The sequence below is a fragment of the Enterobacter sp. E1 genome (assembly GCF_016809815.1).
Lineage (GTDB): Bacteria > Pseudomonadota > Gammaproteobacteria > Enterobacterales > Enterobacteriaceae > Enterobacter > Enterobacter adelaidei.
Genome location: NZ_JAFBJM010000004.1, coordinates 400,970 through 413,611 on the forward strand (window position 1 = coordinate 400,970; position 12,642 = coordinate 413,611).

Annotated in this window: 11 protein-coding genes and 1 pseudogene; 7 read left to right on the forward strand and 5 right to left on the reverse strand. The window is 52.6% G+C overall.

Features of this window, described 5'->3' with window-relative positions; genetic code table 11:
• The first annotated feature begins 124 nt into the window (after positions 1–124).
• Both sdaA and JGF26_RS13690 read left to right on the forward strand, forming a co-directional pair.
• A complete protein-coding gene (gene sdaA / locus JGF26_RS13685) occupies positions 125–1,489 on the forward strand; it encodes an L-serine ammonia-lyase (RefSeq protein WP_023336071.1) in 1,365 nt (454 codons plus the stop codon).
• Between the two features lie 131 nt (positions 1,490–1,620).
• On the forward strand, positions 1,621–3,219 hold the full coding sequence (locus JGF26_RS13690) for a cyclic diguanylate phosphodiesterase (RefSeq protein WP_134708067.1): 1,599 nt from the start codon (positions 1,621–1,623) through the stop codon (positions 3,217–3,219).
• Positions 3,220–3,225: 6 nt separating this feature from the next.
• Here the strand turns inward: JGF26_RS13690 and yoaE are convergent, their stop codons facing one another.
• The gene (gene yoaE / locus JGF26_RS13695; RefSeq protein ID WP_028018671.1) at positions 3,226–4,785 is read right to left on the reverse strand and encodes a CNNM family cation transport protein YoaE; all 1,560 of its coding nucleotides are present in this window, start codon (positions 4,783–4,785) and stop codon (positions 3,226–3,228) included.
• Between the two features lie 461 nt (positions 4,786–5,246).
• Between yoaE and manX the strand changes: the two genes are divergently transcribed.
• From manX to mntP, 5 genes are all read left to right on the forward strand, one after another.
• Positions 5,247–6,209, forward strand: coding sequence for a PTS mannose transporter subunit IIAB (manX, locus tag JGF26_RS13700; RefSeq protein WP_028018670.1), 963 nt, complete (start codon positions 5,247–5,249; stop codon positions 6,207–6,209).
• Positions 6,210–6,255: 46 nt separating this feature from the next.
• On the forward strand, positions 6,256–7,056 hold the full coding sequence (manY, locus tag JGF26_RS13705) for a PTS mannose transporter subunit IIC (RefSeq protein WP_134708066.1): 801 nt from the start codon (positions 6,256–6,258) through the stop codon (positions 7,054–7,056).
• 12 nt (positions 7,057–7,068) lie between these two features.
• Positions 7,069–7,920, forward strand: a complete 852-nt coding sequence (locus JGF26_RS13710) for a PTS mannose transporter subunit IID (protein WP_028018668.1) — start codon at positions 7,069–7,071, stop codon at positions 7,918–7,920.
• A gap of 62 nt (positions 7,921–7,982) precedes the next feature.
• Positions 7,983–8,441, forward strand: a complete 459-nt coding sequence (locus JGF26_RS13715) for a DUF986 family protein (RefSeq protein ID WP_134708065.1) — start codon at positions 7,983–7,985, stop codon at positions 8,439–8,441.
• Positions 8,442–8,840: 399 nt separating this feature from the next.
• Complete coding sequence (gene mntP / locus JGF26_RS13720) at positions 8,841–9,407, forward strand: manganese efflux pump MntP (protein ID WP_126303775.1); 567 nt, start codon at positions 8,841–8,843, stop codon at positions 9,405–9,407.
• Here mntP and rlmA read toward each other — a convergent pair.
• The 4 genes and pseudogenes from rlmA to JGF26_RS13740 form a co-directional block, all read right to left on the reverse strand.
• On the reverse strand, positions 9,404–10,219 hold the full coding sequence (gene rlmA / locus JGF26_RS13725; protein ID WP_108089695.1) for a 23S rRNA (guanine(745)-N(1))-methyltransferase: 816 nt from the start codon (positions 10,217–10,219) through the stop codon (positions 9,404–9,406). The two genes, mntP and rlmA, sit on opposite strands and share 4 nt — an antisense overlap.
• A gap of 65 nt (positions 10,220–10,284) precedes the next feature.
• Positions 10,285–12,000, reverse strand: a complete 1,716-nt coding sequence (ftsI, locus tag JGF26_RS13730) for a peptidoglycan glycosyltransferase FtsI (RefSeq protein WP_134708064.1) — start codon at positions 11,998–12,000, stop codon at positions 10,285–10,287.
• A gap of 219 nt (positions 12,001–12,219) precedes the next feature.
• Positions 12,220–12,429: a transcription antiterminator/RNA stability regulator CspE gene (cspE, locus tag JGF26_RS13735; RefSeq protein ID WP_001062678.1), complete on the reverse strand. Its 210-nt coding sequence runs from the start codon at positions 12,427–12,429 to the stop codon at positions 12,220–12,222.
• 12 nt (positions 12,430–12,441) lie between these two features.
• A pseudogene (locus tag JGF26_RS13740) lies at positions 12,442–12,586 on the reverse strand (DUF2627 domain-containing protein).
• Positions 12,587–12,642: the final 56 nt, after the last annotated feature.

The window sequence follows — 12,642 nt, forward strand, 5'->3', positions numbered from 1 at the left end:
ACCCATCGTTAACCATTAGTTTAATTCATGTGAATAGTTAAGCCGAGGTCGGGGTTCCCTCTTACACTATGCGCAGTTATAACATCGTTACTGGAACCCCGGTAACCCTGTCAGGAGTGTGAAAGTGATTAGTATATTCGACATGTTCAAAGTGGGAATTGGCCCTTCGTCTTCCCATACTGTTGGCCCGATGAAGGCCGGTAAACAGTTCGTCGATGATCTGGTCGAAAAAGGATTACTGGAAAGCGTTACCCGTGTCGCCGTGGATGTTTACGGCTCACTGTCATTAACGGGTAAAGGCCACCACACCGATATCGCCATTATTATGGGTCTGGCAGGCAATATGCCAGATACCGTTGATATTGATGCCATCCCGGCATTCATTCGCGACGTGGAAACACGTGGCCGCCTGCTGCTGGCAAACGGCCAGCAGGAAGTCGATTTCCCGCAGGATGATGGCATGCGTTTTCGTAGCGACAACCTGCCGCTGCATGAAAACGGCATGACCATTCATGCTTATAGCGGTGAAAAAGAGATTTACAGCAAAACCTACTACTCCATCGGCGGTGGCTTTATCGTCGATGAAGAGCATTTTGGTAAAGACAGCGTCGGCGACGTCAACGTACCGTACCCGTTCAAATCGGCTACCGAAATGCTGGGTTACTGCAAAGAGACCGGTCTTTCACTGTCCGGTATGGTGATGCAGAACGAACTGGCACTGCACAGCAAAAAAGAGATTGAAGACTATTTTGCGAACGTGTGGCAAACCATGCGCGCCTGTATCGATCGCGGGATGAACACCGAAGGCGTTCTGCCGGGTCCGCTCCGCGTACCGCGTCGTGCCTCCGCCCTGCGCCGTATGCTGGTGACCACGGACAAGTTCTCCAACGACCCGATGAACGTGGTCGACTGGGTAAACATGTTTGCCCTGGCGGTTAACGAAGAAAACGCCGCAGGGGGTCGCGTCGTGACTGCGCCAACCAACGGCGCGTGCGGCATCGTTCCGGCGGTGCTGGCCTACTACGATCACTTTATTGAACCCGTGACCCCGGACATCTACATCCGTTATTTCCTGGCGGCGGGTGCCATCGGTGCGCTGTACAAAATGAACGCCTCGATTTCTGGTGCGGAAGTGGGCTGTCAGGGTGAAGTGGGTGTGGCCTGTTCGATGGCGGCAGCCGGTCTGGCAGAGCTGTTGGGAGCAAGCCCTGAGCAGGTCTGTGTGGCGGCTGAAATCGGTATGGAGCATAACCTCGGTCTGACCTGTGACCCGGTCGCGGGCCAGGTGCAGGTACCGTGCATCGAGCGTAACGCGATTGCCTCAGTGAAAGCCATCAACGCCTCGCGCATGGCGATGCGCCGTACCAGCGAACCTCGCGTATCGCTGGATAAGGTGATTGAAACCATGTACGAAACGGGCAAAGACATGAACGCGAAATACCGTGAAACGTCCCGTGGTGGCCTGGCTATTAAGGTGCAGTGCGACTAATACTCTCTTTCGCCCATCTGCAACGGATGGGCGAATTTCCCTCCTGTTTCTCGTCTCCTTCTGCTTTCACCACTACACTTTGTACTGTTGCGTCCGGCTTTTGTGGCTGGTGGCTTATCAGGCGCCCGTTCATGCAAACAGCACAAACGATCATTAAAAACTATCGCCGAAAACGCGTTATCGTCTGTGTGACGGTCGCGCTCCTCACGCTCATCCTGACATTAGGTATTCGCTTTATTTCGCAGCGGAACGTCAACCAACAGCGGATCCTCGATTTTACCAGCCATACCGTTCGCTCCCTTGATAACATACTGCTTTCATTAGAAAACCGTCGCAAGGTGCTGCAGTCCCTCGTGGGTCAACCCTGCCCTCAGGTGCACCTTGCTCTGCGAAAGCAGGCAGCCATTTTGCAGACCGTGCGCTCCATTGCCCTGATTAAAGACGGTATTCTCTATTGCTCCAGTATTTTCGGTAGCCGCGATGTGCCGGTTCGTGATTTCCTGAAAGAATTACCCGCCAATACGACGAAGTTGATTTTATCGACCGACCAGTGGCTGCTTAAGGGCAGTCCGATTTTGATCCAGTGGTACCCTGTTTCCGGTGACGGTGAAGATGGCGTTATTGAAATCATCAATATTGATCTGATCACCAAAATGATACTGGAACCCCAGCGCCCGCTGATCGATGACGTGGCGCTGACCGTGGGCGATCGCTTCCTGCGTTATGGTCAACGCGTCACTGATAGCCTGACATTTGATGAAGATGGCGCTATTTTCCAGCAGTCATCAATCCGTAATCCTTTCTCCATTACAGTAAGCGGGCCGGGTCCTGGACAACTCGCCTTAAAGAGCCTGCCAGCCCAACTGCCGCTGGGGTTAATGCTGAGCCTGTTGCTGGGATATCTCGCCTGGCTCGCTACGGCAAACCGGATGAGCTTCACATGGGAGATTGATATGGGGATTGCGGCGCGGGAATTTGAGCTTTTCTGTCAGCCGCTGGTGAATGCCCGTACTCAGGAGTGCTCTGGTGTTGAGATCCTGCTGCGCTGGAATAATCCCCGTCAGGGGTGGATCTCCCCGGAAGTGTTTATTCCTCTGGCAGAAGAACACAACCTGATTGTTCCCCTGACCCGTTACGTCATCGCCGAAACGGTGCGCCAGATAGGTTACTTTCCTTCCAGCGCAGGTTTCCACATTGGGATTAACGTCGCCGCCAGCCATTTCCGTCGCGCTGTGTTGATACAGGATCTGAACCACTTCTGGTTCAGCGCACACCCGCGCCAGCAACTGGTGATTGAATTAACGGAACGAGATGCGTTGCTGGATGCGGATTATCGCACTGTGCGTGAGCTCCATCGTAAGGGGGTGAAACTCGCTATCGACGATTTTGGCACCGGGAACAGTTCCCTCTCCTGGCTTGAAAAACTGCACCCGGACGTTCTGAAAATTGATCAGTCGTTTACCACTGCAATTGGAACTGATGCAGTAAATTCAACGGTGACAGATATCATTATTGCTCTGGGTCAGCGGCTGAATATCGAACTGGTTGCTGAAGGAGTCGAGACAGAGGAGCAGGCGCGGTATTTACGCCGTCATGGGGTACCTGTCCTGCAGGGGTTTTTCTATGCGCGGCCTATGCCACTGCGAGATTTTCCGCAATGGCTGGCGGGAAGCGCCCCCCCGCCAGCACACCATAACGGACACATCGTGCCTTTAATGCCGTTACGTTAAGCAGACTTACTCATCTTCATCGTGGACAGAGTGTTCTTTAACAATACGAACCATATCAACGCGATAGTCGTTGGCTTCAACGATGGAAATGTGCAACGGCGGCAGTTCGATAACATCCCCCACTCGTGGGATTTGCCCGTTAACCGCGATGACCAGACCCGCCACGGTGGCAATGTCCTCTTCATCATTGACCACGTTTTCCAGCCCCAGGGTGTGTGAGAGCGCATGCAGATCGGTTGTACCTTTAACCAGCCAGCCTTCACCGTCAGCCACGATCTCAGGTGTTTCGTCTGCATCCGGGAACTCACCGGCGATCGCTTCAAGAACGTCCAGCGGCGTCACCAGCCCCTGTACTACGCCAAATTCGTTAGTGACGATCACAAAGCTACCGCGAGCACGGCGTAGCACGCCCAGCAGGTTGATTGGATCTAACGTTTCCGGCACCACAATCGCAGGTGAAGCAGCGGCGATGGCTTCGACGTTGACACCCTCTTCCAGAGCCACCAGCATCTCTTTCGCACGGACGACACCGATGATCTCATCCAGCTCACCACGGCAAACCGGGAACAGGCTGTGTGGTGACGAGAGCAACTGCCGACGAATTTCATCCACGCTCAGGTTGGCATCAACCCAGCTGATTTCACCGCGCGGGGTCATGATCCCGCGCAGTGAACGCGAGGCCAGGGAGAGTACGCCGTTAATCATGTAGCGCTCTTCTTCCACAAACGCCCCTTCTGGGACCGGAACCGGATGACGGTTTTCGGAGTCAGACTGGACGTTGACCTGTCGACGCCCCCCCATCAGACGCAGAATGGCGTCTGCAGTACGGGCGCGAAGCGGCTGATTCGACTGCTGTTTAATAAAGTTACGGCGTGCAATCTGGTTAAACAGCTCAATCAGAATTGAGAAGCCAATGGCTGCGTACAGGTAGCCTTTCGGAATATGGAAACCGAAGCCTTCCGCCACCAGGCTCAGACCAATCATCAGCAGGAAGCTCAGACACAGTACCACTACCGTCGGATGCTGATTCACGAAACGCGTCAGCGGTTTCGAGGCCAGTAGCATAACCGCCATCGCAATAACAACAGCCGCCATCATCACCGGGAGATGGTTCACCATACCGACGGCCGTGATCACCGCATCCAGCGAGAAGACCGCATCAAGCACCACGATCTGCATCACGACAACCCAGAAGCTGGCATAGCCTTTACCGTGTCCATCATCGTGCTGACGGTTTTCCAGCCGCTCATGCAGCTCTGTCGTCGCTTTAAACAGCAGGAATATCCCCCCCAATAGCATGATCAAATCACGGCCGGAGAAGGTGAAATCCATGACGGAAAAGAGCGGTTTTGTCAGCGTCACCATCCACGAGATGACGGACAGCAATGCCAGGCGCATGACCAGCGCCAGCGACAGACCAATCAGACGCGCTTTATCACGTTGTTTTGGCGGCAGTTTGTCCGCAAGGATGGCGATAAACACCAGGTTATCAATGCCGAGAACAATCTCCAGCACCACCAGCGTGAGCAATCCCACCCAGATTGACGGGTCCATTAAGAATTCCATGACAAGCTCCTGCTAAAGGAATGACGAAACGGTGCCCCACTCAATGTGGGCAAAACAGAGGCAAACAGAGTCGATACGTGGCGAGGATCGCCGGTGAAATAGGCGCGAAATGGCCTGGTAGATGTCTGACGTCGGTGACGGTCCATATAGTGGGCTGTAGCCCTATACTCCTGAACAATTAAACGGAGGCTAAACATATCAGAGACAATATCTGTTTAGCAAAGATTTACGTTCCTTTGCAAAAATTCGATAAGACTTAATTCTTGACGAGTAATTTCTCGATTGCGAAAGCTAAATTACGGATCTTCATCACATAAATTATTTTTTCACTATCTAAAATAATTCGCGGAAGTCTTAGTTTTTTGAACTCTAACCCTTATCTGAATCGATTCGGTTCGCCAATACGATTCTCAGTACGACTGCCTGGCAGGCGTATTAATGATAATAAAAGGAGGTAGCAAGTGACCATTGCTATTGTCATAGGCACACATGGTTGGGCTGCTGAGCAGCTACTCAAAACAGCAGAGATGCTGTTGGGCGAGCAGGAAAACGTCGGCTGGATCGATTTCGTTCCCGGTGAAAATGCCGAGACGCTGATTGAGAAGTACAACGCCCAACTCGCGAAGCTGGATACCAGCAAAGGCGTGCTGTTTCTCGTTGATACATGGGGAGGCAGTCCGTTCAATGCTGCCAGCCGCATTGTCGTCGATAAAGAGCACTACGAAGTTGTCGCCGGGGTGAATATCCCGATGCTGGTGGAAACCTTCATGGCGCGCGACGACAATCCCTCTTTCGATGAGTTGGTTGCACTCGCTGTGGAAACCGGCCGCGAAGGCGTGAAAGCGCTGAAAGCACAACCGGTCGAGAAACCCGCACCGGCTGTCGCAGCGCCAAAAGCTGCTGCACCGGCAAAACCGATGGGCCCGAACGATTACATGGTTATTGGCCTTGCACGTATTGATGACCGCTTAATCCACGGTCAGGTCGCTACGCGCTGGACCAAAGAGACCAACGTCCGACGCATTATCGTCGTCAGTGATGAGGTTGCCGCCGATACTGTACGTAAAACCCTTCTGACTCAGGTTGCTCCTCCTGGCGTTACCGCGCACGTGGTGGATGTCGCCAAGATGATCCGCGTTTATAACAACCCGAAATATGCGGGTGAACGCGTGATGCTACTGTTCACTAACCCGACAGACGTTGAGCGCATTGTTGAAGGCGGCGTGAAAATCACCTCCGTGAACATCGGGGGTATGGCATTCCGTCAGGGCAAAACGCAGGTCAACAACGCCATTTCGGTTGATGCGAAAGATATCGAGGCATTTAACAAACTGAATGCCCGCGGTATTGAGCTGGAAGCCCGTAAGGTTTCCACGGATCAGAAACTGAAAATGATGGATTTGATCGGTAAAGTTGGGAAATAAGCCCGCGCCGGTTTTCACATAACGCTTATGTAATAGGAGAAGTGCAATGGAGATTACCACTCTTCAGATTGTGCTGGTGTTCATCGTCGCATGTATTGCGGGTATGGAATCCGTACTTGATGAATTTCAGTTCCACCGTCCTCTGGTGGCCTGTACGCTGATTGGTGCCGTTCTGGGTGACATGAAAACCGGTATCATCATCGGTGGTACCCTTGAAATGATCGCCCTGGGCTGGATGAACATCGGTGCGGCGGTTGCGCCTGATGCCGCGTTGGCTTCCATCATTTCTACCGTTCTGGTTATTGCCGGTCACCAGAGTATTGGTGCAGGTATCGCCCTGGCGATCCCGCTGGCAGCAGCAGGCCAGGTACTGACCATCATCGTTCGTACCATCACGGTTGCTTTCCAGCACGCAGCGGATAAGGCGGCCGAAAATGGCAACCTCACGGCGCTGTCCTGGATCCACGTTTCATCGCTGTTCCTGCAGGCGATGCGTATCGCTATTCCGGCGGTCATCGTCGCGATTTCTGTCGGTACCAGTGAAGTGCAGAGCATGCTGAACGCCATTCCAGAAGTGGTCACCGGCGGCCTGAACATCGCGGGCGGTATGATCGTGGTAGTCGGTTACGCAATGGTCATCAACATGATGCGCGCAGGCTACCTGATGCCGTTCTTCTACCTCGGCTTCGTGACCGCTGCCTTCACCAACTTCAACCTGGTTGCGCTGGGTGTAATTGGTGCAGTGATGGCGATTCTCTACATCCAGCTGAGCCCGAAATACAACCGCGTTGCGGGTGCCCCAGTGCAGGCTGCTGGTAACAACGATCTCGATAACGAACTGGACTAGCAGGTGAGCGAAATGGTTGATATGACAAAAACTACCACCGAGAAAAAACTCACTCCGGGTGATATTCGTGGCGTGTTCATCCGTTCTAACCTGTTTCAGGGTTCATGGAACTTCGAACGTATGCAGGCGCTGGGCTTCTGTTTCTCCATGGTGCCGGCAATCAAACGCCTGTATCCGGAAAACAACGAAGCGCGCCGTCAGGCGATTAAGCGTCACCTGGAATTCTTTAACACCCATCCATATGTGGCGGCTCCCGTTCTGGGTGTAACGCTGGCGATGGAAGAGCAGCGTGCAAACGGCGCAGAGATTGACGATGGTGCCATCAACGGTATTAAAGTCGGTCTGATGGGTCCGTTAGCAGGTGTCGGTGACCCTATCTTCTGGGGTACCGTTCGTCCGGTCTTCGCGGCACTAGGGGCCGGTATCGCGATGAGCGGCAGCCTGCTTGGCCCGCTGCTGTTCTTCATCCTGTTCAACGCCGTGCGTCTGCTGACCCGCTACTACGGTGTGGCATACGGTTACCGTAAAGGGGTGGACATCGTTAAGGACATGGGTGGCGGCTTCCTGCAAAAACTGACTGAGGGGGCGTCTATCCTCGGCCTGTTTGTGATGGGGGCATTGGTTAATAAGTGGACACATGTGAACATTCCGCTGGTGGTCTCCACCATCACCGGGCAGGATGGTCAGACCCGTGTCACCACCGTGCAGACTATCCTGGATCAGCTTATGCCTGGCCTGGTGCCGCTGCTTTTAACCTTCGCCTGCATGTGGTTGCTGCGTAAGAAAGTTAACCCACTGTGGATCATCGTTGGCTTCTTTATCATCGGTATCGCGGGTTACGCTGTCGGCCTGCTGGGCCTGTAAAGCAATAACGTTAGACGCCGGGGGCTTGCCCCCGGTTTTTTTATCTGTTCTTCGGAGGATGAATGACTGTCACGGACATCGTATTGGTTTTATTTATTGCTGCCCTTCTGGCTTACGCGATCTATGACGAGTTCATCATGCCTCGCCGCCACGGCGAGACGCTGCTTTCCCTTCCTCTTCTGCGACGCGGACGCGTAGATGCGTTTATCTTCACGGGTCTCATCGTTATCCTTATTTACAACAACATCACCAGCCATGGTGCAATATTAACCACATGGTTATTATGTGCGCTGGCATTAATGGCGATTTATCTGTTCTGGATCCGCACGCCAAAAATCATTTTTAAATCCCGTGGATTTTTCTTTGCCAATGTCTGGATAGAATATAACCGTATTAAAGAGATGAATATATCGGAAGATGGAGTACTGGTCATGCAATTAGAGCAACGCCGCCTGCTTATTCGTGTTAAAAATATTGACGACCTGGAGAAAATATACAAATTACTTGTTAAAACTCAATGAGTTAGATATATAGCATCGGCTATATTTTGTGTGTATTTTACGCAATAAACATAGCCTAAGCTATATTACTCTTTTTCTTTCTACCTATATTTCTTAACGATACATTCACCCTTAAATAAAAATGAAAATCGTTATCAACAAGCATTTGAAATAATACCTCTCTATTGTTGTTTTATATTCTCAAAATATGTTAAGGTTGCGCCCGTCGTTGGGGAGTAGCCGGTTTCCTGTTCTCAGGAAATGTACGTGTCAACATACTCGTTGAAAAACGTGGTGCGTACGGATCGCTTTCTGCACATCTTATGTGCGTTGTGATCAGGCGAGACCATAGATACATCAACTGCTGTTTACTGGGGGCAGTGATGTGTCATATGGATATCTCCCGGTCTGGACGCTGTTATGAATATCTCCGCTACCATCCTTCTTGCTTTCGGCATGTCCATGGACGCGTTTGCCGCCTCCATTGGTAAAGGTGCCACGCTCCACAAACCAAAATTCTCTGAAGCATTACGCACCGGTCTTATCTTTGGCGCGATTGAAACGCTGACACCGCTTATCGGCTGGGGTCTTGGCATGCTCGCCAGCCAGTTTGTGCTGGAATGGAACCACTGGATTGCGTTCGTGCTTCTGGTGTTTCTTGGCGGCCGAATGGTCATTGAAGGTTTTCGCGGCAGTGACGATGAAGACGAGGAGCCTCAACACCGTCACGGTTTCTGGTTACTGGTTACCACAGCCATTGCTACCAGCCTTGATGCGATGGCCGTCGGTGTCGGTCTGGCTTTCCTGCAGGTTAATATTATCGCCACCGCGCTGGCCATTGGCTGCGCAACGCTAATTATGTCCACGCTGGGCATGATGGTCGGTCGGTTTATCGGCCCGCTGCTGGGTAAACGCGCCGAGATTCTGGGGGGGATTGTGTTGATTGGCATCGGAGCCCAGATACTCTGGGCACACTTCGCCGGTTAATCTTCGCGCTGCCAGACGTGGATACTGAAATCCGTCTGGCAGCGAAATGTTGAGTGTGCAGCTAGCGCTTCCCATACTTCCGGTTTTGCCCGCCACGCGAACGGCGTCATCTGCAACAACGCAACGGCCTCTTCTCCTTTAAGTTTCATTTCATACGCCACGCTTTGCTCCTGCTTCAGGCTAAAACCGGCCAGCTGTTCAGAATGAGGGGCATGGAGACGCACTTCGTCGTAGATCAGCCCTTTCAGCTCCATCAGATGACGCGGGCCCGGCGTCACGGTGACTACCCATCCGCCCGGCTTCACCACGCGAGCCAGCTCTTCCGCCTTGCAGGGCGCGTAAATGCGGATAACAGCGTCCATGCTGGCATCGTCAAACGGCAGACGGTGGCTGGATGCCACGCAGAACGTCACGTCGGTGTAACGTTTTGCTGCTGCGCGAATCGCCACTTTCGACACGTCCAGACCGAATGTCAGCGCGCCCTTCTCACGGGCAATCTCGGCAAACCGTGCGGTGTAGTACCCTTCCCCGCAGCCGATATCGAGTATGGCGGTGGCAGAATCAGGCAGAATGTCATTCAGCCTCTGCGCGACGGTCTCCCGCAGCGGCAGATAGTGCCCGGCATTCAGAAACGCGCGACGCGCCTGCATCATCTCTGCACTGTCGCCGGGATCGCGGGAGCGCTTATGCTGCACCGGCAGAAGATTCACGTAGCCTTCTTTTGCCATATCAAACTGATGCCCCTGCGGACAGGTATAACTTTTATCTGAGTGTGTCAGGGGGGCGTGGCAAAGGGGACAGCTGAAGGACATGGTGACTCCGGAGCATATTCAAAGGGCGAAGTGTACCGCTATTCGCCCTGGTTATAAACGCCCGGTTAACGCATAACGATAAGGTGATCTGAACCCGCCGGTAAACCATCGGGTTTCACATTCTCCAGACGCAGCACGTTTCCCATAATCTCGCTGAAAACGGGCGCGGAGACGGCACCGCCGTAGTATGCCCCGTTTTGAGGATCGTTAATCACGACTACGAGCGCAAAACGTGGGTCGCTGGCGGGTGCAACACCTGCAGTGTAGGCGACGTATTTATCGACATACTTCCCGCTATTATCAATTTTCTTCGCCGTACCGGTTTTCACCGCCACGCGGTAGTCACGCACGGCTGCCTTAACGCCTCCCCCACCAGGCAGTGCCACACTCTCCATCATGTGCTCCACTTCATGAGCGATTTCCTCTGGCATGACGCGTTGTCCAATTACGGGTGGATCGATACGCGTGATTGAGAGAGGACGCTCAAGCCCGTAGCCGCCAATGGTGGCGTAAACATGTGCCAGCTGGAGCGGTGTCACCATCAGCCCGTAGCCAAAGGCAAACGTCGCCCTGTCGAGCTGGCTCCAGAATTTACGCTGTGGCAGTAGTCCCGCACTCTCCCCCGTTAAGCCAAGCCCCGTATTTGTACCAAAACCAAAGTTCCGGTAAGTATCAATAAGATGCTGGATCGGCATCGCCAGCGAGAGGCGGGATACGCCTGTATCGCTCGATTTTTGCAGGATCCCAGTCATGGTCAGTTCAGGGTAGTAACCCACATCGCGGATACGATGCCCGTCGAGAGTATACGGATGGGTGTCAATCACGCTGTCCGGCTGGACCAGCCCCTGCTGCAATGCAGTCATCAGCACCAGCGGTTTGACGGTAGAACCAGGTTCAAACGTATCGCTGATCGCACGGTTACGAAAATCGTTTATTGTTGCGCCTTCGCGATTATTGGGGTTGAAATCCGGATAGCTCGCCATGGCGAGTATTTCCCCGGTTGGGATATTAATTAACACCGATGCCCCGGATTCGGCCTTATTCCAGGCCACGGCATTATCAAGCGCATCTTCGGTAATGGTTTGCAGTCGCTCGTCGATGCTCAACTGGATGTTATGCGCCGGTGCAGAAGCAACTTCTGTCAGGTTTTCTACCACACGCCCGTAGCGATCCTCTCTTACCTGCCGGACCCCGGCCTTCCCCGTTAACTGAGCGTTGAAGCTTTTTTCCACACCTTCAATACCCTGCCCGTCAATATTGGTGAAACCAATCAGATTTGCCGCCACATGCCCGGCGGGATAAAAACGACGAGACTCATCACGTAAATTGATACCAGGCAAATTCAGTTTATCGATCCACTTTGCCTGTGCCGGGTCGACCTGGCGGGCAAGGTAAATGAAACGTCCCTGTGGATTCGCGTTGATGCGTGTCGAGAGCGTAGCCAAAGAGAGATGTAGCGCATTCGCCAGCGCTTGCCAGCGCTGATCAAAGCCGACTCCCCCTTTCGCCAGTACCGTTTTTGGATCGGCCCATACGGCCCTGACTGGCACACTGACCGCCAGTGGTCTTCCTTCACGATCCTTGATCATGCCGCGTGGAGCATCAATCGGCAGTTCCCGGAGTGACCGCATATCCTCTTGCTTCACCAGATTGTCTGGCTTGATGATTTGCAGCCACGCAACACGACCCAGTAAAAAAGCCAGACTACAAAAAATGGCAAAACAGAGCAGCGCAAAACGCGCCGGAGTGAAATTTCCGGCTGTCGTAAGTATCTTCTTCACCTGAACCCCAGGACAATTTAACAACGCCCTGATTTAACGGGAAAAGCCGAGCAGAAGGAGCCGAAACAGTGCTACTAACCTCGCAGCTTTGCAACAAGTTACTAACAAGTACGGGGATGGTAATATTTTGAAAGATAAAGGGCATAAAAAAGCCCCGCGTTATGCGAGGCTTTATGTCTGAGAGTGAAGTGCTAAGCGCTTCAGTCAGCAGTGGTTCGATCAGATAGCAGTTACGTTAACTGCAGCTGGGCCTTTCTGGCCGTCCTGAATTTCGAACTCAACGTTCTGGCCTTCAGCCAGAGTTTTGAAGCCGTTACCCTGGATTGCAGAGAAGTGTACGAACACGTCTTTGCTGCCGTCAGCAGGAGTAATGAAACCAAAACCTTTAGACTCGTTGAACCACTTAACTTGACCTTTAATCTTTGCCATTTGCAAAATTCCTTAGAGTGTTTTCTTAGCCCGCAGGCATTAACTGAGATAAAACTGAGACATTACTGCATGAGGCACTAATATAAGGTTCGGCAGAGAAGCGGTATTCAACGACAACGTGTTTACTCAGGACTTCTTTACTGAAAATGCCACACATAAACAGAACTGTACCTCGTTTGACCCAAAACGTGTTATCACACACAATGTTTAATA